Annotated in this window: 19 protein-coding genes; 15 read left to right on the plus strand and 4 right to left on the minus strand. The window is 68.5% G+C overall.

Annotated features, from left to right (window positions below):
- Positions 1-41 precede the first annotated feature (41 nt).
- Entirely contained in the window at positions 42-1,280 is a 1,239-nt protein-coding gene (locus FMM06_RS10345; protein ID WP_144237326.1) for a mannose-1-phosphate guanylyltransferase/mannose-6-phosphate isomerase, read from the plus strand.
- Here FMM06_RS10345 and FMM06_RS10350 read toward each other — a convergent pair.
- Together FMM06_RS10350 and dctA are read right to left on the minus strand one after the other, a co-directional pair.
- Positions 1,270-3,975 (minus strand): TonB-dependent receptor plug domain-containing protein, encoded by a 2,706-nt coding sequence (locus FMM06_RS10350; RefSeq protein WP_144237327.1) that lies wholly within the window; start codon positions 3,973-3,975, stop codon positions 1,270-1,272. The genes FMM06_RS10345 and FMM06_RS10350 overlap by 11 nt on opposite strands.
- A gap of 66 nt (positions 3,976-4,041) precedes the next feature.
- On the minus strand, positions 4,042-5,349 hold the full coding sequence (dctA, locus tag FMM06_RS10355; RefSeq protein ID WP_144237328.1) for a C4-dicarboxylate transporter DctA: 1,308 nt from the start codon (positions 5,347-5,349) through the stop codon (positions 4,042-4,044).
- A 103-nt stretch (positions 5,350-5,452) separates the two neighbouring features.
- Here dctA and FMM06_RS10360 point away from each other — a divergent pair, with 103 nt between their 5' ends.
- The 3 genes from FMM06_RS10360 to FMM06_RS10370 all read left to right on the plus strand — a co-directional run bounded on the left by FMM06_RS10360 (position 5,453) and on the right by FMM06_RS10370 (position 8,035).
- Positions 5,453-6,295 (plus strand): oxygenase MpaB family protein, encoded by an 843-nt coding sequence (locus FMM06_RS10360; protein WP_144237329.1) that lies wholly within the window; start codon positions 5,453-5,455, stop codon positions 6,293-6,295.
- A 705-nt stretch (positions 6,296-7,000) separates the two neighbouring features.
- Positions 7,001-7,297 carry a UrcA family protein gene (locus FMM06_RS10365; RefSeq protein WP_144237330.1) on the plus strand — a complete coding sequence of 99 codons (297 nt, stop codon included), beginning with the start codon at positions 7,001-7,003 and terminating at the stop codon, positions 7,295-7,297.
- Positions 7,298-7,567: 270 nt separating this feature from the next.
- Positions 7,568-8,035, plus strand: a complete 468-nt coding sequence (locus FMM06_RS10370) for a hypothetical protein (RefSeq protein WP_144237331.1) — start codon at positions 7,568-7,570, stop codon at positions 8,033-8,035.
- A gap of 32 nt (positions 8,036-8,067) precedes the next feature.
- Here FMM06_RS10370 and gdhA read toward each other — a convergent pair whose 3' ends face one another.
- Positions 8,068-9,429, minus strand: coding sequence for an NADP-specific glutamate dehydrogenase (gdhA, locus tag FMM06_RS10375; protein ID WP_144237332.1), 1,362 nt, complete (start codon positions 9,427-9,429; stop codon positions 8,068-8,070).
- A 163-nt stretch (positions 9,430-9,592) separates the two neighbouring features.
- Here gdhA and FMM06_RS10380 point away from each other — a divergent pair, with 163 nt between their 5' ends.
- Genes FMM06_RS10380 through FMM06_RS10395 form a run of 4 tightly spaced genes read left to right on the plus strand, consistent with a single transcriptional unit; the run spans position 9,593 to position 16,038 of the window.
- Positions 9,593-10,807: an efflux RND transporter periplasmic adaptor subunit gene (locus FMM06_RS10380; protein WP_144237333.1), complete on the plus strand. Its 1,215-nt coding sequence runs from the start codon at positions 9,593-9,595 to the stop codon at positions 10,805-10,807.
- Position 10,808: 1 nt separating this feature from the next.
- A complete protein-coding gene (locus tag FMM06_RS10385; protein ID WP_144237334.1) occupies positions 10,809-14,027 on the plus strand; it encodes an efflux RND transporter permease subunit in 3,219 nt (1,072 codons plus the stop codon).
- Complete coding sequence (locus FMM06_RS10390; RefSeq protein ID WP_144237335.1) at positions 14,024-15,478, plus strand: efflux transporter outer membrane subunit; 1,455 nt, start codon at positions 14,024-14,026, stop codon at positions 15,476-15,478. Before FMM06_RS10385 ends, FMM06_RS10390 begins: the two co-directional genes overlap by 4 nt.
- A 32-nt stretch (positions 15,479-15,510) precedes the next feature.
- Complete coding sequence (locus tag FMM06_RS10395; protein ID WP_144237336.1) at positions 15,511-16,038, plus strand: hypothetical protein; 528 nt, start codon at positions 15,511-15,513, stop codon at positions 16,036-16,038.
- On the opposite strand, the gene FMM06_RS10400 is transcribed toward FMM06_RS10395, so the two are convergent.
- Positions 16,035-17,015 carry an SDR family oxidoreductase gene (locus FMM06_RS10400; RefSeq protein WP_144237337.1) on the minus strand — a complete coding sequence of 327 codons (981 nt, stop codon included), beginning with the start codon at positions 17,013-17,015 and terminating at the stop codon, positions 16,035-16,037. The genes FMM06_RS10395 and FMM06_RS10400 overlap by 4 nt on opposite strands.
- Before the next feature lie 211 nt (positions 17,016-17,226).
- Between FMM06_RS10400 and FMM06_RS10405 the strand changes: the two genes are divergently transcribed.
- The 7 genes from FMM06_RS10405 to FMM06_RS10435 all read left to right on the plus strand — a co-directional run bounded on the left by FMM06_RS10405 (position 17,227) and on the right by FMM06_RS10435 (position 25,946).
- Complete coding sequence (locus tag FMM06_RS10405; RefSeq protein WP_144237338.1) at positions 17,227-18,714, plus strand: carboxylesterase/lipase family protein; 1,488 nt, start codon at positions 17,227-17,229, stop codon at positions 18,712-18,714.
- Positions 18,711-19,436 carry an SDR family NAD(P)-dependent oxidoreductase gene (locus tag FMM06_RS10410; protein ID WP_144237339.1) on the plus strand — a complete coding sequence of 242 codons (726 nt, stop codon included), beginning with the start codon at positions 18,711-18,713 and terminating at the stop codon, positions 19,434-19,436. Before FMM06_RS10405 ends, FMM06_RS10410 begins: the two co-directional genes overlap by 4 nt.
- A gap of 97 nt (positions 19,437-19,533) precedes the next feature.
- Complete coding sequence (locus FMM06_RS10415; RefSeq protein WP_235889273.1) at positions 19,534-21,726, plus strand: TonB-dependent receptor; 2,193 nt, start codon at positions 19,534-19,536, stop codon at positions 21,724-21,726.
- 52 nt (positions 21,727-21,778) lie between these two features.
- The gene (locus FMM06_RS10420) at positions 21,779-23,131 is read left to right on the plus strand and encodes an FAD-binding oxidoreductase (protein ID WP_235889274.1); all 1,353 of its coding nucleotides are present in this window, start codon (positions 21,779-21,781) and stop codon (positions 23,129-23,131) included.
- A 12-nt stretch (positions 23,132-23,143) separates the two neighbouring features.
- Entirely contained in the window at positions 23,144-24,463 is a 1,320-nt protein-coding gene (locus FMM06_RS10425) for an MFS transporter (RefSeq protein WP_235889275.1), read from the plus strand.
- A gap of 7 nt (positions 24,464-24,470) precedes the next feature.
- Positions 24,471-25,238: a helix-turn-helix transcriptional regulator gene (locus FMM06_RS10430; RefSeq protein ID WP_144237341.1), complete on the plus strand. Its 768-nt coding sequence runs from the start codon at positions 24,471-24,473 to the stop codon at positions 25,236-25,238.
- Positions 25,239-25,946 (plus strand): FadR/GntR family transcriptional regulator, encoded by a 708-nt coding sequence (locus FMM06_RS10435; RefSeq protein ID WP_144237342.1) that lies wholly within the window; start codon positions 25,239-25,241, stop codon positions 25,944-25,946. It abuts the gene before it with no gap.
- Positions 25,947-25,951: the final 5 nt, after the last annotated feature.

The raw sequence follows: 25,951 nt of genomic DNA on the forward strand, positions 1-25,951 counted from the left end.
GATGCCGGTAGTGGCAGCCCCAGCCGCTGCGGAGTGAGATTTTGAGCGACGATATCTGGCCGGTCATCCTGTCGGGCGGTTCGGGCACAAGGCTGTGGCCGTTGTCGCGCACCGAGGCGCCCAAGCAGCTGCTCGCGCTGACCGGCGCGCGCACCATGCTGCAGGAGACCGCGCTGCGAACCGCGGTGCCGGGCTTCCACCCGCCGGTCGTCGTTTGCGGTGCGGCGCATGTCGCGGCGATCGACGCGCAGCTGAGCGAACTGGGCATCGCGGCGGCGGCGACGATCGTCGAGCCGGCGGCGCGCAACACCGCCGCCGCGATCGCGCTGGCGGCGCTGGAGGTCGCGGCGCGCGACGTGGACGGCGTCCTGCTCGTGATGCCGTCGGACCATGTCATCGACGACGTGCCTGCCCTGCTGGCAGCCGTCGCGCGCGGCGGGGCTGCGGTTGCCGATGGGTGGCTGGCGACCTTCGGCATCGCCCCCACCGGCCCGGCGACGGGGTACGGCTATATTGCTCGTGGCGAGGCGATCGGCGGCGGGGTGTTCGCGGCGCGGCGCTTCATCGAGAAGCCCGCGCTGGCGGCGGCGCAGGCGATGCTCGACGCGGGCGGGCACGACTGGAACGGCGGGCTGTTCCTGTTCCGCGCCGAAGCCTTCATCGCGGCGCTCCGCGAGCATGCGCCCGAGATCCTGGCCGCGGCGCGCGCGGCGCTGGCGCAGGCTGTCCGGACAAGTGCCGAAATCCATCCCGATGCCGGGCAGTTTGTCGCCGCCCCGTCGATCTCGGTCGACTATGCTGTGATGGAGCGCGCGGAGCGCGTTGCGGTGATCCCCGTCGACATGGGCTGGTCGGACATCGGCGCGTGGGACGCGGTACTGGCGCACGGGTCGGGCGACGCCGATGGCAACGTGACGCGCGGGCCGGTGCTGCTGAGCGGCACGCGCGACTGCCTGGTGCGCAGCGAGGGGCCGCTGGTCGCGACCCTGGGGGTAGAAGGGCTGATCGTCGTCGCGACCGGCGACGCGGTGCTCGTCGCCGCCGCCGCCCACGCGCAGGAAGTCCGCGACCTCGTCGCGCGTCTGCCCGACCCGGCCCTCGCGACACGCGCCTGTGCGGGAGCGCGCCGCGTCGCGACCGGCGACGGCGTGACCGTCGACGAGGTCGTGCTGGCGCCAGGCGAGGCCTTCGCCGGCGAGGCGATCCTGTTGTCCGGACAGCTTCAGGACGGCGTGGCGGGCCCCGAAGGCGCCCGCCTGCTCGTCGCGATCAGAAGCTGAGGCTGGCGCGGGCGTAGAGGAAGCGCCCGTTGAAGCCGAACGGCGAGAAGTTGCTGTACGGCGCGACATAGCGGGTCGCGGCATAGTTGCGCGTGGCACCGGTGATCGGATCGGCGCCCTGCCCGGTCGGGATCAGGTCGGGATATTCGTCGAGCAGGTTGTTGGCACCGATCGCGAACTCCAGGCCCTTACCCGGCTTGATCCGCGCCTCGAGGTCGACGACCCACTTGGCGCCCAGGAACACGTCGTTGAACGGCTCCGACCCGCCGTCGAGCACCTTGCCGTAGCGGTTGCCGCGCAGCGTCACGCCCAGGATCTCATAGTCGTAGTCGAGGCCCAGGTTGACCTTGGTGCGCGGCTGGCCCTGCTCGATGCGCAAGGACTCCTGGCGCCCGAACAAAGTCACGCCCGGCACCTGGCTCAGCGCGCCCGGCGTAGCGTTGCGCCCGGTGATGCGCGTCTTGTTGTAGTTGAACCCGGCACTGGCGCGCAGCTTGCCGCCTTCACCCAGGTCGATCCGGTAGGTCGCGACCGCGTCGACACCCTGCGTGCGGGTATCGATGCCGTTGATGAAGAAGCGCGCCGCCGAGATGGTGCGGAACCCTGCGTTGTTCAGGATCTGCGCGATCTGGAAGCCCGACGAGGTCGGTGCACCGCTGGGGTTGCCGAGCGCGTCGCGCGTCGCGTTCAGGTTCTCGGTGACGACGATGCGGTCGTCGATGTCGATGTGGTAGTAATCGACAGTCAGGCTCAGCTCGGGCACCGGATTGATGACGAAGCCCGCCGAGTAGCTGACCGAGGTTTCGGCCTGCAGCGGGCTGGCGCCCAGCGCCTGCGCGACGGGGTTGTTCACCGGCAGCGTCACCGCATCGACCAGGATGCCGTTGACGTTGTTGGTCGCGGCCGCCGCGAAAAACTGCTGCTGCAGCGACGGCGCGCGGAAGCCGGTCGAAACCGCGCCGCGCACAGCATAGCCGTCGATGGGCTCGAAGCGCGCCGAGACCTTGCCGTTCCAGTCGCTGCCGAAGTCCGAGTAGTCCTCGTAGCGACCCGCCGCCTGGATGGTGAAGCGGTCGGAGATGTCGGCGTCGACCTCGACATAGGCCGAGAAATTGTGGCGCTCGCGCTTGCGCCCGGTGACCTGCTGCCCGCCGATCGTCGGCTGGAAGCCCGGGAACACCTGCGCGCCCGGTGCCGCGCCCGCCGCCAAACCGCTCGCCGGCGAGGTCGGGTTGTTGGCACCGACGATCGCCGGGCCGGCCCGGTAGCTGTCGGGCTCGCCGGCGCGGATCTCGTAATCCTCGTTGCGATACTCGAGGCCGCCGGCGAGGTTGAACGACTTGAGGCCGCCGATCTCGAAATCGCGGTTGAGGTCGAGGTTGGCGGTGAACTGGCCGTAGCGCAGCCCGCCCGCGTCGAACTCGGTCTTCGAGGACGGCCCGATCGAGGCGTTGAGCGTGTTGGTGATGAAGAAGTCGAACTCGTTCTTGGCATAGGCCATCGACACGTCGACGTTGATATCGCTGCCGACCACGCCCTTCAGGCCGCCGGTGAACGAATAATCGTCGAGCTCCGAATTGATCAGCGGCAGGAAGCCGTTCGGATAGACCGACAGCACGTTCCGCGCGTCGTTCGACAGGCGGTAGAAGCCGCCCGATTCACCCTCGCGGTGGCCGTAGCTGGCGAAAGCATAGAGCTCGAGGTCCTCGGCGAGCGGCGTGCCGAAGTTGATGAACGCGTTATAGTCCTCGGTGCGCGCGTCGCCGTAGCGGTGCGACAGGCGGTCGAAGCTGAACTCGTTCGCCGTATAGGCACCGCTGGAGTTGAACTGGCGGCGCGGGTCGTAGCCGGTGCGGTTGGTCGGGTCGCGGTCGCGGTACTCGCCCGTGACGTTGATGAAGCCCTCGCTGGCGAACGGCAGGCCGATGTTGCCGGTGACGGTCAGCGTCTTGCCGTCCGACACGCTGCGGTCCTTGCCGGTGTTGACCAGCGCCAGCGTGCCGTCGGGGGCGATGACGGGGACGCCCGGCGCGCTGGTCTGGACGCCGGTGACTTCCTTGATGCCCTCGACGTCGCTCTCGTACTGGCCGTAGGTGACGCTGATCCGCCCGCCCTCACGCGCGCGGCGCAGCTGGAAGTTGATCACGCCGGCGATCGCGTCGGAGCCGTACTGCGCCGCCGCACCGTCGCGCAGCACCTCGACACGCTCCAGCGCGGCCGACGGGATCAGGTTGATGTCGACAGCCGCGGTGCCGCGCCCGACCGAGCCGTTGATATTGAGCAGCGCGGTGGTGTGGCGGCGCTTGCCGTTGACCAGCACCAGCGTCTGGTCGGGTCCCAGGCCGCGCAGCGTCGCCGGGCGGATGACGTCGGTGCCGTCGGTGATCGACGGCTGGGGAAAGTTGAACGATGGCACGAGCTGGTTCAGCACGCGGTTCGTCTCGGTATAGCCGGTATTCTGGATCGCCTCGGCGCCGATGACGTCGATCGGCACGGTCGAATCGGCGACGGTGCGGTCGCTGCGCCGCGTACCGGTGACGATGATCGTGTCGGCGTCGAGCGCGGTATCGTCGGCGGCGGCCGTCTCGACTGGTGCAGCGGCTGCGGCGGCCGGAGCGTCCTGCGCGAACGCGGGCGTAGCGAGCATGCCCGTGGCGATGCCGGCGAGAAGCGTGGCGCGAAGCGTCGATGTCATTGAAAGGCCCCCGAAAAGATTACGGACCCATCATTGTGCAGTGCACCCGGCCCGATCAAGCGGGCGTCACACAGGGGCAACAGTTTCCTCAGGGTTGTTGCCGTTCGGTGACAGGGCCGCCCCCAGCGCCGCCTTGTCGAGCCCGCCCTCCCACTTCGCCACGACGATCGTCGCAACCGCGTTGCCGATGAAGTTGGTCAGGCTGCGGCATTCGCTCATGAAGCGGTCGACGCCGAGGATCAGCGCCATGCCAGCGACGGGCACGCTCGGCACCACCGACAGGGTGGCGGCCAAGGTGATGAAGCCTGCCCCCGTCACCCCCGCCGCGCCCTTCGAGCTGAGCATCGCGACGCCCAGTAACAATAGCTGGTCGGCGAGCGACAACTCGACATCGCACGCCTGCGCGATGAACAGCGCCGCCAGCGTCATGTAGATGTTGGTCCCGTCGAGGTTGAACGAATAGCCGGTCGGGACGACGAGCCCGACGACGCGCGGTTCGCAGCCGGCGCGTTCCAGCTTGTCGATCAGCGCGGGGAGTGCGCTCTCGGACGACGAGGTGCCGAGCACCAGCAGCAGCTCCGCCTTCAAGTAGACGAGCAGCCGCCACAGGCTAAACCCGGCCGCGCGCGCGATCAGGCCCAGCACGACGACGACGAACAGCAGTGCGGTCAGGTAGAAGGTCGCGACCAGTCCGATGAGATTGGCGATGCTGCCCAGCCCGAACTTGCCGATGGTGAAGGCGAGCCCCCCGAACGCGCCGATCGGTGCGGCGCGCATCAGCATGCCGATCAGCCGCATGACCGCGGCAGTCGCGGCGTCGAGCACGCCGACCAGCGGTGCCGCGCGCTCGCCGGCCATCACCACCGCGATGCCGAACAGCACCGCGATGAACAGCACCTGCAGGATCTCGCCCTCGGCGAGCGCGCCGACCAATGTGCCGGGGATGATGTTGAGCAGGAAGCCGGTCAGCGTCGTGTCGTGCGCCTTGGCGGCGAAGTCGGCGACGGCGCTGGTGTCGAGCGTCGCGAAATCGATGTGCAGCCCGTCGCCCGGGCGCACGACATTGGCAACGACCAGCCCGACGACGAGCGCCAGCGTCGAGACGGTGAGGAAATAGGTCAGCGCCTTGGCAAAGGTCCGCCCGACGCCGCCGAGGTCGCGCATATGGGCGATGCCGGTAACCACGGTCAGGAAGATCAGCGGTGCGATGACCATCTTGACGAGCTTGATGAAGGCGTCGCCCAGAGGCTTCATCGCGGTGCCGACATCGGGCCAGATCGCACCGACGAGCACACCCAGCACGATGGCGATCAGCACCTGGATATACAGCACGCCGTACCAGCGGCGCGGCGGCGAGGCTTCGGCGGCGTGCATGGCGATCTCCCCTGGCGCGTTGTCGCGTGGCCTTGCGGGTGATGCAATGGGTCGCGGGCGGCGCGCCCTTACAATCGCCGGCCCATGGTCTAGCTTGGGAATGATGCAGAGCGTCCGCAGCACCATCGCCGACGAAGTCCACAAGCTGGTCGGCAGCCGCGCCGACATGCCGGGCTTCGCGCGCGCCGACGACGATCCCGGGCTGCTCGGGCCGGGGTCGGCGGCCTGGGCGATCCACGGCGACTTCGCGACGATGATGATCGGCGGGGTCTCGGCGCTGCTGCTGCAGATGCTGCACCCGGTCGCGCTGGCGGGCGTGTGGGACCATTCGAATTTCCGCCGCGACATGGCGGGGCGGCTGCGGCGCACCGCGCAGTTCATGGCGGGCACGACCTTCGGCTCGACCACCTATGCCGAGCATCTGATCGGTCACGTCCGCGATATCCACGACCGCGTCACCGGCACGTTGCCCGACGGCACGCCGTATGGCGCGAACGACCCTGCGACGCTGACCTGGGTGCATGCGTCGGGGGCGTGGAGCTTCGTCAACGCCTATGCGCGCTACCGCGAGCCGTGGCTGAGCACCGCGACGCAGGATCGATACTACGCCGAGACCGCCGAGATCGCGCGACGGCTGGGGGCGACCGACGTACCGACGACGCGGCGCGACACCGAACGCTATATGCAGCGCATGCGCCCGCGGCTGCGCGCCGATGCGCGGTCGCGCGAGGTGGCGCGCGTCGTGCTCGCCAGTCCGCCCCCGAGCGCTGCCGTTGCGCCGGTCAGCCGGGTGATGATGCAGGCGGGTATCGACCTGATGCCGCGCTGGGCGCAGACGATGCATGGCCTGCACGTGCCGCTGCTGCAGCGCCCGCTGGTGCGCGCCGGGGCGACGGGAACGGCGGGCGTGCTGCGCTGGGCGCTCAAGCGGCCCGCGCCGGCCTGAGGCCCAAACGCAAATGGAGGCCGGTGTCGCCACCGGCCTCCACTGTGTCGCCGCGCGTCGCTCGCGTTTCGCTTCGGGCGTGAGCCTTTGGCGTCGCTCGCGGGTGCTGCGGCACATTCGACGTGGCGGTCCGGACCCGAGGGCCGGTGCTACCGCGCCGGGATCGGCGGCCGGTGCCTGATGGGTCTGCCGCTTCCCCCCAGTTGCCCAAGGGTCGACGCCACGCTCGCCAGGTCGTTCCGCTTCTCCTGACCACCCCTCGTCTGCTGCCGGGCGGAGCCGCCGAAGCGACCCGCCAGCGCCGCGCCGGGCTAGCCGTAACTATCTGCTTTCCTTCGGCATTTCTGCGTCGGTCGGCGTCTGGCTACCCACGAATGATGTGCCTGTCGGGCGAGTCGTCAAAGCGGAATATCGGCTCTCAAGCCTGTGGATAACGAGGATAACGGGGACAGTGTTTGTGACAATGCCCTTTCGTCGGCTTGCGCCGATTGCGGCGTTCAGGCCGCAGCAATGCGAACTTTTGGCGTAAAAGACGATACTTTGGCGGAACAATCCGTCTGTGTTATTCGGGCGATACGCTGTCGAGCCTGCAAGTCGCTGTAATTGCTTGAGTGACACTCCGCCCGGTCACTTGGCACGGCTTGTGCATAGCCCTTGGCATGGGACGCCGGATGGTCCGGAGCCCCTGCCAAAGGAGCCAGACCAATGTTCGCCACCAACGATTTCGCCCGCAACGTCGTCGGCGCTGCCGGTGCCGCCCTGCTCGCCGGTGCCTGCCTGTTCGCCGCGACTGCCCCCGCCCAGGCCTCGCCGGTCGCCGTCAGTAAGACTGTCAGCTACGCCGACCTGAACCTCGCCCAGCCCGAGGGCCGCGCGACGCTTCACGCCCGCATCAAGTCGGCCGCCCGTGAAGTCTGCGCCATCAACCGCAGCGACCTGAAGGCCCGTCTCGACGAGACGCGCTGCATCCGCACTGCGATCGCCGACGCCACGCGCTCGTGATCGCAATCAGCCACCCCGCCGCGCGGACCTGCCGCGCGGCGGTGGAACCCTGCTAATAGCCTGCCATGCACCGGCGGCAGGACAGCCATGCCGCCGACATCATTACCCAAACGGATCGATATACCCCATCTGGGGCTCTGCGCCGGAGCATCGGCGTGCAACCTGGTTGCATCACGCGGCGCATCGCAACGTTACGCCGCTGCAACTGGTTGGGGTCCGCGTTCGTAACTAAATCGCAACTCATCAACCGAACCACGAAAGACCGCCGAGATGTACGCCGCCGCCGCCAACAGCCTGCCCAGCATCGCCGCCCCGGCGACCGGCGCACGCTTCACCCCGCTCGAGCTGCGCGTGCTGCGCCTCGCCGCGTCGGGCAGCGAGCGTCCCTCGACCAGCGTCGAACCCGGCTATCGCCGGGTCGCGCGCCGCATCGGCAATGTCGTCATGGCGCGCCGTGGCAGCCACGAACTCGCCGACCCCCGCCTGGAGGCGCTGCGCAGCTACGGCGCCAGCGTCGCGCTGGGCAAGTCCGACGGCCTCGCGACCTTCTACGCTGCGGGCTACACCGCGCCGCAGGCCGCTGAGGTCAAGCGCTTCGTCGCCGACGCTGCCCGAGCCGCAAAGGCCAACCCGAACGCCGCACGCGACCGCATGGTCTATGCCAGCGGCATCTCGATCGGGCTCGCCTCGCTGCTCGGCTTCGTCGGCATGACGGGGACGCTGCTCGCGGGCTACTGAATTCAGTCCCGGCTTTCGCCGGGATGACGTTGTCAGACGACGCCGTACGCCAGCATCGCATCGGCGACCTTCTTGAAGCCCGCGATATTGGCGCCCTTGACGTAGTCGATGTAGCCCGGCGCACCGGCGACCCCGCCGTACTCCTCGCAGCGGCGGTGGATGTCGTCCATGATGCCCTGCAGCAGCGCCTGAAGCTCGGCTTCCTTCCAGCTGATCCGCGCCGAGTTCTGGCTCATCTCCAGCCCCGACACCGCGACGCCGCCGGCGTTCGCTGCCTTGCCCGGCGCGTAGAGGATGCGCGCTTCCTTGAAGACGTGCACGCCCTCCAGGTCGGTCGGCATGTTGGCGCCCTCGCTGACCGCCATGCAGCCGTTCGCCACCAGCGTCCGCGCATCCTCGCCGAGCAGCTCGTTCTGCGTCGCGCACGGCAGCGCGACGTCGCAGGTCACGCCCCACGGCGTCTTGCCGGCGTGGAAGGTCGAGCCCGCGAACTGGTCGACATATTCGCTGATCCGCCCGCGCCGGACGTTCTTCAGCTGCTTCACCCAGTCGATCTTCTCCTGCGTCATCCCCGCCGGATCATGGACGAAGCCCGCGCTGTCGCTGAGCGTCACGACCTTGCCGCCCAGCATCGTCACCTTCTCGGCCGCGTGGGTCGCGACATTGCCCGAACCCGAGATTACCGCGACCTTGCCGACCAGGTCCTGCCCCTTGGTCTTGAGCATGTTCGCCAGGAAATAGGTCGCGCCATAACCCGTCGCCTCGGTGCGGATCAGCGAGCCGCCGTATTCGAGGCCCTTGCCCGTCAGCACGCCGGTGAACTCGTTGGTCAGGCGCTTGTACTGGCCGAACATATAGCCGATCTCGCGCCCGCCGACGCCGATGTCGCCCGCCGGCACGTCGATGTCGGCGCCGATGTGGCGGTACAGCTCGGTCATGAACGACTGGCAAAAGCGCATCACCTCGTTGTTCGACTTGCCCTTGGGATTGAAGTTCGACCCACCCTTGCCGCCGCCCATCGGCAGGCCGGTCAGCGCGTTCTTGAACGTTTGCTCGAATGCCAGGAACTTGAGGATCGACTCGGTCACCGACGGGTGGAAGCGGATGCCGCCCTTGTAGGGTCCGATCGAATTATTGTTCTGCACGCGCCAGCCGCGCTGGACGCGGATATTGCCCTGGTCGTCCTGCCAGCAGACGCGGAAGGAGATGACGCGATCGGGCTCGGCGATGCGGCGCAGGATCTGCGCCTCGTGGTACAACGGCTTGTCGGCCATGAATTCGAAGATGTCCTGCGCCACCTCGTGCACCGCCTGCACGAATTCGGGCTGGCCGGGATTGCGGCGCTCGACGCCGGCGATGAAGCGCGGCAGGTCGACGTGGTCGGCAGTCGTCATCGGCATGTCCCCCAAGGATCGTTGCTAGGACGGAATGTCGCACTTTCAACGCGTTCGGCACAGCGAAAACTTTGCCGCCTTAAAGCATTTGAGTGCAACTCGACTCTGGCGGTCGGGCATGATTACGGGTACATACGCTGCAATGCAGCAAGCTGGACAACCGATGGTGCGGACCTTTGCCAGTGTGCTCGCACTGGTTCTTCTCGCGGCTTGTGGGGCGAAGGAGGACGGTCAGTCGCCGCCGCCCGGCGCGCCCGGCGGGCCGCCGCCGCAGGTCACCGTCGCCAATCCGCTGATCAAGCCGATCGTCGACTGGGACGAGTATACCGGACGCTTCGAGGCGGTCGAGACCAGCGAGGTGCGCCCCCGCGTGTCGGGCCAGATCCAGCGCGTCGCCTTCCGCGACGGCGAGTTCGCGCGCGCCGGCGACCTGTTGTTCGTCATCGACCCGCGCCCGTTCGAGGCGATCGTCGCGCAGGCGCGAGCCGATGCCCAGCGGCTGCGTGCCGCGGCGTCCGTCGCGCAGACGAGCTTCGCGCGCACCAAGACGCTGCTCGACGCCGATGCGGTCAGCAAGGAAGAGTATGAGCAGGCGCAGGCCGCGCTGCTCCAGGCGCAGGCGGCGCTCGCGGCCGGCGAAGCCAATGTCCGGGCCAAGGCGCTCGACGTGGACTTCACCCGCGTTCGTGCACCAATCTCGGGCCGCATGTCCGACGCGCGCCTCGACGTCGGCAATTTCGTGACCGCCGGGCAGACGGTGCTGACCACCGTCGTCAAGCTCGATCCTATCTACTTCACCTTCGACGGGTCGGAGGCGGTCTATCTGAAATACCAGCGCGCCAATCGCGCCGGGACCCGCCCCTCGTCGCGCGTCGCGCCCAACCCGGTCGACATCCGGCTGGGCGACGAGACCGAGTATCGCTGGCGCGGCAAGATGAACTTCGTCGACAATACGATCACGCAGGACAGCGGCACGATCCGCGGCCGGGCCGAGGTGCGCAACCCCGACGGCTTCCTGACGCCGGGCCTTTTCGGCCACATGCGGCTGCTCGGTTCGGGCGCCTATGACGGCATGCTGATCCCCGAGGATTCGGTGGTCACCGACCAGACGCGCAAGGTCGCGCTCGTCGTCGGCCCCGACAACAAGGTCTCGCAGCGCGTCGTCGAGCTCGGACCGCTGGTCGATGGGCTGCGCGTCGTGCGGTCGGGCCTGAAGCGCACCGACCGGATCATCATCGCGGGCGTCCAGCGCGCGCGGCCGGGTACGCCGGTGACGGTGCGTGTCGGGCGGATCGTGCCGCCGTCGCCGGGCACCGGGCCGCAGCCACCGGCGATCATCGAGCCACCGGCGACCTCGGCCACGATCGCGGCGCGCTGAGGTGCGGCTCTCGCATTTCTTCATCGACCGCCCGATCTTTGCCGCGGTGGTCTCGATCCTGATTGTGCTGATCGGCGCGTTCGCCTATCCGTCGCTGCCCGTCGCCCAATATCCGGAGATCGCGCCGCCGACCGTGTCGGTGACCGCATCCTACCCGGGCGCGTCGGCTGAAGTCCTCGCCGATACCGTCGCTGCGCCGCTGGAGCAGGAGATCAACGGCGTCGAGAACATGCTGTACATCACCTCGTCGTCGACCGCGAACGGCCAGGTGACGATCAACGTCGTGTTCGCGCTGGGCACCAACCTCGATACTGCGCAGGTCCTCGTCCAGAACCGTGTCTCGTCGGCCGAGCCGCGTCTGCCCGACACCGTCCGCGCGCTCGGCGTGACGACGCGCAAGAACACCCCCGACATCCTGATGGTCGTCTTCCTGTCGTCGCCCGACGGCAGCCACGACGTCCAGTATCTGTCGAACTATGCGACGCTGCAGGTTCGCGACCGGTTGCTGCGGCAGGGCGGCATCGGCGGCGTCAACCTGTTCGGTGCGCGCGACTATGCAATGCGCGTCTGGATCGACCCCGAGAAGGCGGCATCGCGCAACCTGAATGCGAGCGATATCGTCAATGCGCTGCGCAACCAGAACGTCCAGGTCGCGGCCGGCAGCGTCGGTGCGCCGCCGTTCGCGCGCGGCGGGTCGGGGTTCGAGCTCAGCGTCCAGACGCAGGGCCGACTGTCGACGCCCGAGGAGTTCGGGCAGATCGTCATCAAGGCCGCTCCCGACGGCGCGCTGACGCGCGTCTCCGACGTCGCGCGGATCGAGGTCGGCGCACAGGATTACGGCACCAACACCGCGGTCGACGCGACCCCGGGTGTCGGCCTCGGCATCACCCAGCTGCCGGGATCGAACGCGCTCGCGACGGCCGAAGCCGTCATCGCGACGATGGAGGAAGCGAAGAAGAGCTTCCCGCCCGGCGTCGCCTATTCGATCCCCTACAACCCGACCGAATATGTCGCCGCGTCGATCGAGAGCGTGCAGGAGACGCTGGTCGAGGCGATCATCCTCGTCGTCCTCGTCGTGCTGATCTTCCTGCAGAGCTGGCGCGCCGCGCTGATCCCCGTGCTGGCGATCCCCGTGTCGCTGGTCGGCACCTTCGCGGTCATGGCGGCGTTCGGCTACAGCCTCAACAACCTCTCGCTGTTCGGCCTGGTGCTCGCGATCGGCATCGTCGTCGACGACGCGATCGTCGTCGTCGAGAATGTCGAGCGCGAGCTGCGCGCCGGCTACAGCCCGCGCGACGCGGCGTACCGCACGATGGACGAGGTCGGCGGCGCGCTGGTCGCCATCGCGCTGACCTTGTGCGCGGTCTTCGTGCCGACCGCCTTCATCAGCGGCATCTCGGGCCAATTCTACAAGCAGTTCGCGCTGACCATCTCGGCCGCGACCCTGATCTCGATGGTCGTCTCGCTGACCCTGTCGCCGGCGCTCGCCGCACTGCTGTTCAAGCCGCACGAGGCGCATCACGACGAGCCGCGCGGCCGCTTCGCCTTCGTGCAGCGCGCCGCCAACGGCTTCAACCGCGGCTTCGACTGGCTGTCGGACCGCTACGGCCGGTTGACCGCGCGGACGGTGCGCACCGTCGGCATCGTGCTCGTGCTGTACGTCGTGCTCCTCGGCGTCGCGGGCTGGCGCTTCAATGCGACGCCAACCGGTTTCATCCCGGCGCAGGACCAGGGCTATCTGATCGGCGTCGTCCAGATGCCGCCGGGCTCGACGCTCGAGCGCACCGACGCGGTGATGAAGCAAGCGGTCAAGACGGCGCGCAGCGTCAAGGGCGTGCATCACATCGTCAACATCGCCGGCCTCGACGGCGCCAGCTTCTCGAATGCGCCGAACGCCGGCACGATGTTCCTGGCGCTCGACGATTTCGCGACGCGCAAGAAGAACAACCAGACCGGCGATTCCATCCTCGCCGACCTGCGCGGCAAGCTGAGCCAGATCGATTCCGCGAACCTGCTGGTCATCGCACCGCCCCCGGTGCGCGGCATCGGCACGGGCGGCGGCTTCAAGATGATGGTCCAGGACCGCGGCTCGAAGGGCGCGCAGGCGCTCGAGGGCGCAACGATGGGCATGATGATGAAGGGGAACGCGACGCCCGGCCTGACCAGCGTGTTCACGCTGTTCAACACCGGCACGCCGCGCATCTATGCCGACATCGACCGCGAGAAGGCGCAGCAGCTGGGCGTCGCGCCCAGCGACGTGTTCTCCACCATGCAGACCTATCTCGGCTCGACCTATGTCAACGACTTCAACCTGTTCGGGCGCACCTACCGCGTCACCGCGCAGGCCGATGCGCCGTACCGCCAGGCGCCGTCGGACATCCTGGCGCTCAAGACGCGCTCGACATCGGGCGCGATGGTGCCGATCGGGTCGGTCGCGACGCTGAAGGACATTTCCGGTCCGTACCGCGTCGTGCGCCACAACCTGTATCCGGCGGCCGAGCTGCAGGGCGACACGCTGCCCGGCTTCTCGTCGGGCCAGTCGCTCGCGGCGATGGAGGACCTCGCGGCGAAGAACCTGCCCGAGGGCTTCGGCTATGAATGGACCGAGCTCGCGTACCAGCAGAAGACGCAGGGCAATACCGCGGCGATCGTCTTCGCTCTCGCGGTGGTGTTCGTCTTCCTGCTGCTCGCGGCGCAGTACGAATCGCTGGTGCTGCCGCTGGCGGTCATCCTGATCGTGCCGATGTGCCTGTTGGCGGCGATCCTCGGCGTCAATTTGCGCGGCTTCGACAATAATATCCTGACGCAGATCGGGCTTGTGGTGCTCGTCGGCTTGGCAGCCAAGAACGCCATCCTGATCGTCGAATTCGCCAAGCAGGCGGAGGAGCGCGGCGAGGACCGCTGGCAGGCGGCCGAGAGCGCCGCGCGAACCCGGTTGCGGCCGATCCTGATGACCAGCTTCGCCTTCATCCTGGGCGTCGTGCCGCTCGTCATCGCCAGCGGCCCGGGCGCCGAGATGCGCCAGGCGCTGGGCACCGCGGTGTTCTTCGGGATGATCGGCGTGACGATCTTCGGCCTGATCTTCACGCCGGTGTTCTACGTCATCGCCAGCTGGATCTCGTCGAAGTTGCCGCACAAGCATCGTGAGGCGGCGGTAGTGCCGCCAGGGCAACGCGACCCCGCGCCGCCGCCGCACACCGCGCCGGAGCCCGCGACATGAAGCGCCTGATCCCCCTCGCCGCAGCCCTTGCGCTGTCCGCGTGCAGCGTCGGCCCCGAGTATCGCCCCGCGCCGATCGCGCCCGCCGCGGCGGGCCAATTCGATGCGGCCAAGCGCCCGGTGTTTGACCAGGACGACGCGCCGGCGGTCTGGTGGCGGCTCTACAATGACCCCGTCCTCGACGCGCTGATCCAGAAGGCGTTCGCCGCGAACACCGATATCCGCGTCGCGACCGCCAACCTGCGCCGCGCCCGTGCAGTACTGCGCGAGGCCCGCGGAAGCCGGCTGCCGACCACCGACACCTCGGCGAGCGGGCAGTACCGGCGTTTCGGCGGCCCCTCGGGCGCCAGCGCCGCCGGCCAGGCGGGTGCGGGCGGCGGCGTGTTCGAGAGCGAGACCTATTCGGCCGGCCTCGACGTCGACTATGAGATCGACCTGTTCGGCCGCGTCGGGCGGCTGATCGCGGCCGCGCGCGCCGATGCCGAGGCGCTGGCGGCGGTGCGCGACACCGTGCGTATCACCGTCGCCGCCGAGACCGCGCGCGCCTATGCCGACGCCTGCTCGTCGGCGCGCCAGCTCGCGGTGGCGCGCGGCTCGCTCGACGTCCAGACGCGCAGCTTCGACCTGACCGAGCGCCTCTATGCCGCCGGGCGCGGCACACCGCTCGACACCGCCCGTGCGCGCGCGCAGCTGGAGACGGTGCGCGCCACGCTGCCGACCTTCGTCGCCAACCGGCAGGAGGCGTTGTACCGCCTCGCCGTGCTGACCGGCGATGCGCCGTCGCAGATCGCGCCCGAGGCCGCCGCCTGCATCGCGCCGCCGCTGCTCAGCCGTCCGCTGCCCGTCGGCGACGGGGCCGAGCTGATCAAGCGCCGCCCCGACATCCGCGAGGCCGACCGCCGGCTGGCGGCCGAGATCGCGCGCATCGGCGTCGCGACCGCCGACCTGTATCCGCGCATCAGCATCGGGGCATCGGTCTCGACCTCGGCGCTGTCGCTCGGGGGCCTGGGCAAGTCGCCCAGCATCGCGTTCGGCATCGGGCCGCTGCTCAGCTGGAGCTTCCCCAATTTCGCCGTCGTGCGTGCGCGTATCGCCCAAGCACAGGCGTCGGCCGAAGGCGCGCTCGCGACCTTCGACGACACGCTGCTCAACGCGCTGCAGGAGACCGAGACCGCGCTCGCCGACTATGCCGGGGAACGCGACCGCAACGCCGCACTGCTGAACGCCCGCGACCTCAACCGAGAGGCGGTGCGCATCGTCCGCCTGCGCTACGGCGCGGGGGCGACGAGCTTCATCGACGTCCTCGACGCCGAGCGCAGCCTGTCGAACGCCGACGCCTCGCTCGCGGAATCGGACGCGCTGCTGACGACGCGGCAGATCGCGGTGTTCAAGGCGCTTGGCGGCGGATGGGAGGGCTTGCCTGAGCCCGTTGCGCCGCCAAAACTGAAGTGATATAGTTGGGCAACACACCAAGGAGTTGCCCGATGCGCCTGCTGCCCCTGATCATCGCCCTGCCCCTGCTCGCCGCCTGCTCGGTCAAGGCCGACAGCGACGCGAAAAAGGCCGAAGTTTCGATCGGTGGCGTCGAGATCGATGCCGACGGCGAGAAGGCGACGGTCAGCGTCGGCGGCGAGAGCGGCATGAAGATCGAGACCGACGGCTTCAAGGCGGCGCTCGACATTCCCGGCATGGATATTGGCGGCAAGGACTTCGATATCGACGGGATGAAGCTCTACCCCGGCTCGGTGGTCAAGGGCATGGCGGTCAACGCCACCGGCAAGGGCGACGCCAAGACGAGCACCGTCAAGGTGACCTTCACCAGCCCCGCCGCGCCCGACGCCGTGCTGGCTCACACCGAAGCCGAAGCCAAGCGCGAGGGCTTCACCGCGACGCGCAGCGGCCTCGGGCTGACCGGCAGCGACGGCAAGGACAAGTCGATCCAGGTCCGCGTCGCCGCCGCTGGCAAGGGCAGCACGGGCACGCTGACCCTCACCGACGCCAAGGCGGGTTAGGGGCTGCCCCTGCCGCCGTGTGCGCCGACGACGGTGCCGGTGCTGTAGCTCGCCTCGTCGGACGCCAGCATGACGTAGAGCGTCGCGAGCTCGGCCGGCTGACCGGCGCGGCCGAGCGGCGTGTCCTGCCCGAATTCGCCCATCTTGCCCGGCAACTGCCCGCCAGCGACCTGCAGCGGCGTCCAGATCGGCCCGGGCGCGACCGCATTGACGCGGATGCCTCGCTTGGCGAGCTGCTTCGCGAGGCCCTTGGTCAGGATCAGCTGAGCACCCTTGGTCGAGGCGTAGTCGAGCAGCTCCTCGCCGGGGTCGTAGCTGTTGACCGAGATGGTGTTGATGATCACCGACCCCGGCGGCATGCTGGGGATCGCGGCTTTGCTGATGCGGAACGGCGCATAGATGTTGGTCTTGAACGTTCGATCAAATTGCTCGTCGCTGATTTCCGAAATGTCGGCCTTGCTCTGCTGATACGCGGCGTTGTTGACCAGGATATCGAGACCGCCCAGGCCGCGCACCGCATCGGCGACCAGCTTCTCGCAGGCGGCGAGCGTCCGAATATCGGCAGGCAGCGCGACCGCCTTGCGCCCGGCGGCACGGATCAGTGCGACGACCTCGCGCGCATCGGGCTCCTCGCTCGGGTAATAATTGATCGCGACGTCGGCGCCCTCGCGCGCGAAGGCGATCGCCGCGGCACGTCCGATGCCGCTGTCGCCGCCGGTCACCAGCGCCTTGCGCCCGGCAAGCCGGCCCGAGCCGCGATAGCTTTCCTCGCCATGGTCGGGACGCGGGTTCATCTTCGACGCGAGGCCCGGCCATTCCTGCCGCTGTTCGGGAAACGGGGTCCGGGTATGCTTGGTGCGCGGATCGCGCAGCGGGACCGGCGCGGAAGTGGTCTGCGCCGCAGCCCCCGTTGCCGCCGTCGCTGCCAGCCCGATCGCCGCGCCGCCGAGTATCGTCCGTCGTGATGTTCCGTCCATGCGCCGTCTCCTCGACGCCCGAACGACAGGCGCGATCGGAGGTTCAGGGACAGCCGCGAAACAATGGTGAGCCCTGCGGGAGCGCACGAGAGACCAGTCGAGGACGACGCACAAGCCGACGGTCTCGAATCCGTCTAGGCGGCACAGCAATCGTTTCGATGAGCAAACCTGTGCCCCTGGCGGTACTTAGCTTCGCGCCTAAAGTGCTGCGATGAACGACGCCATGTCACCAGCACCTGTCATCACGCTTCCACAGGGGCGGATAAAGGGCACTGCGGCCCATGGTATTCGGCAGTTCCTCGGCGTTCCCTATTCCGCGCCGCCCGCAGGTGCACTCCGCTTCGCGCTGCCCGTGCCGCCAGCACCCTGGACCGGGGTTCGGGATGCCTCGAAGCCGGGACCGAGCTATCCGCAGCGGCTGAAGCCTTTTCCCGGTCTCGACGTGCAGCCCCTGGTCGACGGCGGCCAGCCGCCTGGCGACGACTATCTCACGCTGAACATCTGGGCTCCCGAAACCGGGGACGGCCACCCCGTCATGGTCTGGATCCACGGCGGCGGCTTCGTGGTCGGCAGCAAGGATGCGCCGATCAGCGACGGCACCGCCTTCGCGCGCGACGGCATCGTCTGCGTCGCGATCAACTACCGGCTGGGCGTCGACGGCTTCCTGCCGATCGACGGCGTGCCGACCAACCTCGGGCTGCGCGACATGCTGGCGGGGCTCGCCTGGGTTCGGGACAATGTCGCCGCTTTCGGTGGCGACCCCGACAATGTCACCGTCACGGGCGAGAGCGCCGGTGCCATGGCGACCGCCGACCTGGTCACCTCGCCCCTTGCCAACGGACTGTTCCGGCGCGCGATCGTGCAGAGCGGCCACGGCTCGATGGTGCGCGAGATCGGCGTCGCCAAGCGGCTGGTCGACACGCTCGCACGCCGGCTGAGGGTTTCCCCCGACGCGGCGGGGTTCGGCAGCGCGCCGTACGGGGCGATCTTCGACGCGATCGAGGGGCTGGCCAAGCCCGGCAAGGTCGACCTGCGGGATACTGCCGGGTTCGAGCCGGTGTTCGGCATCAGCCGCTTCGTGCCGGTGTTCGGTGACGACGTCTTGCCCGTGCATCCGGTCGAGGCACTGCGCCGCGGCGCTGGCAAGGACGTGCAGCTGCTGATCGGCACCAACGCCGAGGAGATGAACCTCTATTTCGTGCCGACCGGCGTACGCGCCAAGATGATCGGTCTGGTGGCGCGGTGGTTCGTCGGCAAGTCGATGCCCGCCGCCGGAAAGGCACTCAAGGCGTACGGGCTCGGCCGCAGGAAAGCCGGCTGGGCGATGACCGAGGCGCTGCACGACCTCGTGTTCCGCTGGCCGGCGCGGGTGTTCGCGGCGGCGCATCAGGGGCGCACCCACATGTACGAGTTCGAGTGGCGCTCGCCCGCTTGTGGCGGCGAACTGGGTGCCTGCCACGGCATGGAGCTGCCCTTCGTCTTCGACACGCTCGACATCGCGACCGGGCCTGAGGGCTTGGCCGGCACCGCGCCGCCGCAGGCGCTCGCCGACCGCATCCATGCGCTTTGGGTAGGCTTCATCCGCGACGGATCGCTGCCCTGGCCCGAGTTCGAGTCCGGGACGCGCAGTGTCTACCAGCTCGAGCGCGGCGAGGCCGTGCACGAACCCGTCATGCCCGCCGCCGCCTTCCTGCCGTGAGCTACCTCGACCGCCTGCGTGTCGATGGGCGCGTCGCCTTCGTCACCGGCGGAGCGCAGGGCATTGGGGCAGCGTGCGCCGATGCGCTGCGGGAGATGGGCGCGACCGTCATGACGGGCGACCTGAAAGGCGGCGACATCGTCCTCGACGTGACCGATTCGCGCCAGGTCGATGCGATCGCCGCACAGCTCGTCGCCGATCATGGTCGCGTCGACATCCTCGTCAACAATGCCGGCATCGCGCGCAGCGAGACGGCAGCCGAAGATGTGGCCGACGAGCATTGGCTAAACGTCATCGACGTCAATCTGAACGGCAGCTTCTGGTGCGCGCGCGCCTTCGGTCGGCACATGCTTGCGCGAGGGTCGGGCAGCATCGTCAACGTCGGGTCGATGTCGGGCTTCATCGTCAACCGCCCGCAGCCACAAAGCTATTATAACGCCTCGAAGGCTGCGGTTCACCAGCTGACCAGATCGCTTGCAGCTGAGTGGGCCGGGCGCGGCGTACGGGTCAACGCGGTCGCGCCGACCTACATCCGGACGCCGCTCAACGCCTTCGCCGACCAGACCAGCGAAATGTATCGCCGCTGGATCGACGGAACGCCGATGGGACGGCTCGGTGAGCCCGAAGAAGTTGCTTCGATCGTCGCTTTCCTCGCGTCCGATGCGGCCAGCCTGATGACCGGCAGTATCGTGCTGGCCGACGGCGGCTACAGCTGCTGGTGATCCGATCGGCATAGTATCCGCGCCGCCCGGCAAACTCCCATGACCTTTCAGATAGGTAAGCTATCATATAGGTCTGTCGTATAAAGGGAGGATAACAATGAAACGAGCCATTTTGCTGACGACCGCAATGCTGGTCGCGGCCCCCGTCTACGCTCAATCCAACGACAACGGTGCCAAGGCGACTGGCCAGGACTCTCCCGCCGCCAACACCGCCGAAGCGGCGGCCGCGTCGAGCGACGCCGGCGACATCATCGTGACCGCCCGCAAGCGCGAGGAGACGCTGCGTGACGTGCCTGTTGCGGCGACCGCCCTGACAGGAGCGTTGCTCGAGAACCGCGGCATCCAGTCGGTGCGCGAAGCCGCGACCTTAGCCCCCGGCCTCAACATCAGCAGCGACGGCGCCGGCCGCGCCTTCGTCTCGATCCGCGGCGTCGGCGTGACGCTGGTCCAGAGCGTCCAGCCTGGCGTCGGCCTGTTCATCGACGGCATCTATCAGCCGAACACCGGATACTTGAACAACCCGCTGCTCGACGTCGAGCGTATCGAGGTGCTGCGCGGCCCGCAGGGCACGCTGTACGGGAAGAACACGCTGGGCGGCGCGATCAACGTCATCACCCGCCAGCCCGGCAACGACCTGGAAGTGCGCGGCATTGCGAGCTACGCAGGCCCCGACGACAGCTGGCTGGTGTCGGGGTCGGTCTCCGGGCCGATCATCGAGGACAAGCTGCAGGTCCGCGTCGCCGCCTCGCACCGCGAGCAGCAGGGCTTCCTGCGCAACACCGTGATCGGCGGCGATGCCAATCCGTTCAACACCGACAGCGTCAACGCCACCATCCGCGCAGCCCCCAGCGAGGCGGTCACCCTGACGGTTAAGGGCTATTACGACCGGGTCAGCGGCGTGAACACGCCCTATGCCCGTGTCACCGGTCCGACCGACTATTCGCGTGACGTCCAGTTCAACACCCTGAACCGCGTCGATTTCCGCTATCGCGGCGTCAGTGCGCGGCTCGAGGCCGAAATGGGCGACAATAGCTTGTCGCTGATCGGCTCCTACGATGCCCGCAACGGCCGGGTGCCCGACGGCGAGGGGGACTTCGGGCCCGGCAACTTCGTGCGCAGCGTCGGCAGTGACCGGCTGCGTACCAAGACCGTCGAAGCGCGCCTCGACTCCAGCTGGAGCGACAGCATCACCTCGCTGTTCGGGCTCTTCTACAGCAATGAGCGGACGCGCGCGCAGGATGTCAGCACGATCTTCGGGGCGTTCACGGGCCTGCCCTTCAATATCGTTCGCACGACGCAGAACCGCACCAATGCCGACACTTATGCGGCATTCGGAACGGTGTTCTGGAAGCCCAGCGAAGCGTGGGAGCTATCCGTCGGCCTGCGCTACGACCACGAGGACCGCGAGGCCAACGGCTCGGTGGTGACCGTCGTCGGCCCCCTCGCACCGTCGGGTGGTGCTACCCCGCAGGCTCAGATCAAGTCTGACCAGGTCGAGCCGCGCGTCACGCTGAAGCGCCAGTGGAGCCGCGACCTGATGACCTATGCGTCGGTCGCGCGCGGCTATCGCGGCGGCGGCTTCAACGCCCCGACCGCGCCGGTCCGGACGTACAAGGGCGACAGCGCCTGGACCTATGAGCTGGGCACCAAGTTCGCCTCGCCCGACCGTCGCGCCTCGATCTCCGTCGCGGCATTCTACAGCGACTACAAGGACTATATCGGCCTCAACTCGATCGCCCCGGCGGCGGGCGGCGGGCTGGTCACCGTCGACCTCAACAGCGGCGACGTCGAAAGCTATGGTGTCGAGGTCGAGGGCCTGGTGAAGCCGACGCGCGAATGGACGATTACCGGCGGCCTCACCCTGATGCACGCCCGGCTGACCGACAGCAGCCCGTATACCCGGATCACCGGCCGCCAATTGTCGTCGGATCGGCTGACCTTCCAGCCTGACTTCACCGGCAGTCTTTACAGCGACTATGCCATTCCGCTCGGCGGGGGCGACACGCTGACGCTGACCGCCGGCGCGACCGCCAAGGGCAAGCGACTTGCAGGAACGCTCAACGAGACGACGCCGACCTTCCTCAAGGGCTATGTCCTGGCCAACACGTCGATCACCTACCGCCACGGGCCGCTCGAGCTGTCGCTGTTCGCCAACAACGTGTTCAACAAGCGGTACTTCGAAGCCTATATCGAGAAGACGACGCTCGTGCTGGCCGGCCTTCCGGCGTCCGACCTCGGCATCATCGGCGACCTGCGACGCTACGGCGTTCGGGCAAGTATCAAGTTCTAGCACGATGACCGCGCACCCCATTTTCGCCGCTCCGCCGTTGGCGCCGGCCCTGATGACCGGACTGCAGGCGATTTTCGGCGACCGCGTGCAGACCGGCGACGCGATCCGCGACCAGCATGGCCGAAGCGAATCGCACTTCACGCCGATGCCCCCTCAGGCGGTCGTCTTCGCCGAAACCACCGAGGAGGTGGCCGCCCTGGTGCGCCTGTGCATGGCGCACGACACGCCGATCATCGCCTTCGGTGCCGGCACGTCGATCGAAGGCAACACGCTGGCGGTACGGGGCGGGGTCGCGATCAACCTGTCGGGCATGGACGCGATCATCGAAGTCAATGCCGAGGACTTCGACTGCGTCGTCCAGGCTGGGGTGCGCCGCGAGCAGCTGAACGAGTATCTGCGCGACAAGGGCCTCTTCTTCCCGATCGATCCGGGCGCCAACGCCACGATCGGGGGCATGGCATCGACGCGCGCTTCGGGGACCAACGCCGTGCGCTACGGCACGATGCGCGAGGCGGTGCTGTCGCTGAAGGTGGTCACCGCCGACGGCCGCATCATCCGGACCGCCAGGCGGGCGCGCAAGTCGGCAGCCGGCTACGACCTGACGCGGCTGTTCGTCGGATCGGAGGGAACGCTCGGCATCATCACCGAGGTGGCGCTGCGTCTGCACCCGATCCCCGAGGCGATCTCGTCCGCCGTCTGCGCCTTTGGCACTCTGAAAGGCGCGGTCGACACGGTCGTCCAGTCGATCCAGCTCGGTGTGCCGCTGGCGCGCGTCGAGATCCTCGATGCGGTGCAGATGCGCGCGGTCAACCGCTGGTCGAAGCTCGACTATCCCGAGGCGCCGACGCTGTTCTTCGAGTTCCACGGCTCCCCCCTTCAGGTCGGCGAGCAGGTCGAGACCGTCGGCGCGCTAGCGGCCGACAATGGCGGCGGCGCGTTCAGCTGGTCGAATCTGCCCGAGGAGCGGTCGCGGCTTTGGAAGGCCCGGCACGAGGCCTATTACGCCGCCGTCAACATGCGCGCCGGCGCGGTTGGCTGGGCCACAGATGTCTGCGTCCCGATCAGCCGCCTTGCCGAGTGCATCGAGCAGACTCGCGCCGACCTCGACGCCGGCACGGTCCCCGCGACCATCCTCGGTCATGTCGGCGACGGCAATTTTCACGTCGTTTTCTCGATCGACCCCAAGACGCCCGACGAGATGCGCGAGGTCGAGGCGATCAACGTGCGCCTCGTCGAGCGCGCGCTGGCGATGGACGGCACCTGCACCGGCGAGCACGGCATCGGCGTCGGCAAGCAGGACTGGCTGGTCGCCGAACTGGGCGAGGCGGTCGACCTGATGCGCCTGATCAAGCGCGCCTTCGACCCGACCGACCTGCTGAATCCCGGCAAGATCTTCCAGCTCTGAGAGGCGCGCGCGATGGATAGCCCGAACCTCGTCGATGCCGGCTCCCCGGTCCCTGCAGACCGCGCGATGCCGCGCCTGGACGGGCTCGCGCCGACGATCCGGCGCAACTGGCCGACATTGCTCGTCCTGGCGGTAGTCGTCGCGATGGCTTTCCTGAGCGTCGGATCGTTCAGCGCGGTTCAGGAGGCGGCCAAGGCGGAGCTGCGCCTGAGCGACGTGATGCTCGGCACCATCCAGGGGGTGTCGGCGGCGGTGCCGCTGGTCCTGCTGTCGGCGCCGGCGGGTGCAGCGGTCGACCGGGTCAACCGCATGCACCTGCTGCTCGGCATGTCGGTGATCTGGACCATGGGCACGCTGGGCACGGCCTTCGCCGGTAGCGCAGCGATGCTCTTCGTCGCGCGCATGCTGGCGAGCATCGGCATCGCGGGCGCGCTGACCGCCGCCATCTCGATCGCCGCCGACCTGTGCGGGCAGTCCGAGCGGGGCCGTGCGATGCTGATCCTGACGCTCGGCAAGTCGGCCGGCCAGGCGGCGGCATTCAGCGCGACCGGCGCGCTGTTCGGCTTCTTCCAGATCGCCGGCCCGTCGCTGGGAGAGCTGTCAGCGTGGCGGGCGTCGCACGTCATCCTCGCGATCGCAGCGGCTGTCTTGACCTTGCCGCTGCTGATGCTGCGCGAACCCGCGCGGCAGGAGACGCAGATCGAGGGCACGCGACCGCCATTCGGCGTCGTGCTGCGCAGCCTGTGGGCGCGCCGCAGCTTCATCCTGCCGCTGTTCGCCGGCGGCGTCGCGGTGGCGATGGCGGACACCGCCGCGGCGATCTGGGCGGCGCCGGTGCTCGGCCGCGCGTTCAACCTGACTCCCGATCAATTCGGCGGCTGGATGGGCGCGATCATGCTCGTCACCGGTATCGTGGGAGCGGTCACCGGCGGCTTGGCCGCCGACTGGGGGCAGAAGCGCGGGCGTATCCTGTTCCCGGCGATCCTCGCGGCAGGGCTCAGCGTGCCGGCGGCACTTTTCCCGGTGATGGGCAGCGTCACCGGGTTCGCGGTGGTGCTCGCGCTGTTCGCCTTCTCGGGCTACGTCATCGGCGTCATCATTGCGGCCGTCCTTGCGGTGACCCTGCCCAATGAGATGCGCGGCCTTGGCATCGGCATCTTCCTCGCGCTCGCCGGTCTCGTAGCGTTCGGCCTCGCGCCGCCGCTGGTCGGCTGGATCGCGACGTTGCTGGGCGGTGAGGCGCACTTGCCGGCCGCGTTGGCGCTGGTTGCGACGACGGTCAGTGCCTTCTCGCTGGTCTGCTTCATCATCGCGGCGCGCAGACCTATCTGAAAGGTGATTGTCAGACGCATCCGTGTTCGATACCGTGCGACTTATGGAAATCGTCCACGTCTCCCCTGAAATGGTCACGCTGATCGGCGCCGGGCCGCTGCCGGTGGCGGAGTTCCCGGCAGACCCGGTGGCGCTGATGTTCGTCGATGCGCGCGTCATGGTGGTGGCTGCGCCCGACTGCCGTGCCGAGCTCGACGGCGGTTTCGCGCTGGTCGTCGCGCGCGAGGCGCTCGACCGGCTGTTCGGATGGGGCGCGCGCGCCTGCGACGGCGGCCGCTATCACCTGAGTCACCAGCTGCGCCGGGTTACCGAGGCGCTGCTGTCGCGCGACCGCGTCGGCGAGGCGCTCAAGACCTACCGGCTCGCCAAGAGCATCGAACTGCTCTGCGAGACCGTCCCCGAGATAACGGCCGGCACTCTCGTCCCCGACATTCCGCTCGGTCCGGTCGATACGCGCCGCATCCTGATGGCGCGCCAGATCATCGACGAACGCTGGAGCGAGCCCCTGACGCTCGCGGCGATCGCGCGGGCCTGCGGCCTGAACCGCGCCAAGCTGACCCGTGGCTTTCGCGCCTTGTTCAGCTCGAGTGTCGCCGAGGCGCTGCTCGAGCGACGGCTCGACGAGGCGCGCCGTGCGCTGCTGACCACCGACCTTCCGGTCGGGCAGGTCGCCTATCGCAACGGCTATCTGAACAATGCGAGCTTCACCCGGGCGTTCGGACGGCGCTATGGCCAGTCGCCCACCGACTGCCGCGCACGAGCTATGGCGGCCTAGATGGCGTTGCACGCGGTGCAGGGCAATTCACTGGTCCGCCAGGCGATGGATGCGGTCCATGGCTTTATTCGCGACCAGGGGCTGCGCGTCGGCGACACGCTGCCCGGCGAGGCGCATTTCGCAGGCCAGCTCGGCGTCAGCCGGGCGGTGATGCGCGAGGCGTTCGGCGGGCTTGCAGCGCTGCGCCTGATCGACGTCGGCAACGGCCGCCGGGCGCGCGTCGCCGCCATCGACGGCTCGGTGATGGCGACATCGCTCGACCATGCGATCGGCACCGCGCAGATCAGCGTGCTGGAGGTCTGGGAGGTTCGCCGCACGCTCGAGGCGCGCACCGCCGAGCTCGCGGCGGTCAACCGCTCCGATGCCGAGGCCGCCGAGATCGTGGCGCTGGCGGACAGTATCGAACGCGACATCGACGACATGGCGGCGATCACGCGGCACGATATCGCCTTTCACCGCGCCATTGCCCGCGCAGCCGGAAACGCGCTGCTGACGCAGATCATCCAGTCTTTCGGTCCGCTGATGCAGATCGCGGTTCCTGCCGCCTGGCGCACCCGCAAGACCGCAGCGGAGCAGCAGGCGATCATCCGCCAGCATCAGCAGCTCGCCGCCGCGATCATGGATCGCGATGCGGCGCGCGCCGCGCACTGCATGCATGGCCATTTCGACGCTTCGGTTGCCAGTACTCTCGCGAATACCGACGCCTGAAGTTG

The organism is Glacieibacterium frigidum (genome assembly GCF_007097155.1).
Lineage (GTDB): Bacteria > Pseudomonadota > Alphaproteobacteria > Sphingomonadales > Sphingomonadaceae > Glacieibacterium > Glacieibacterium frigidum.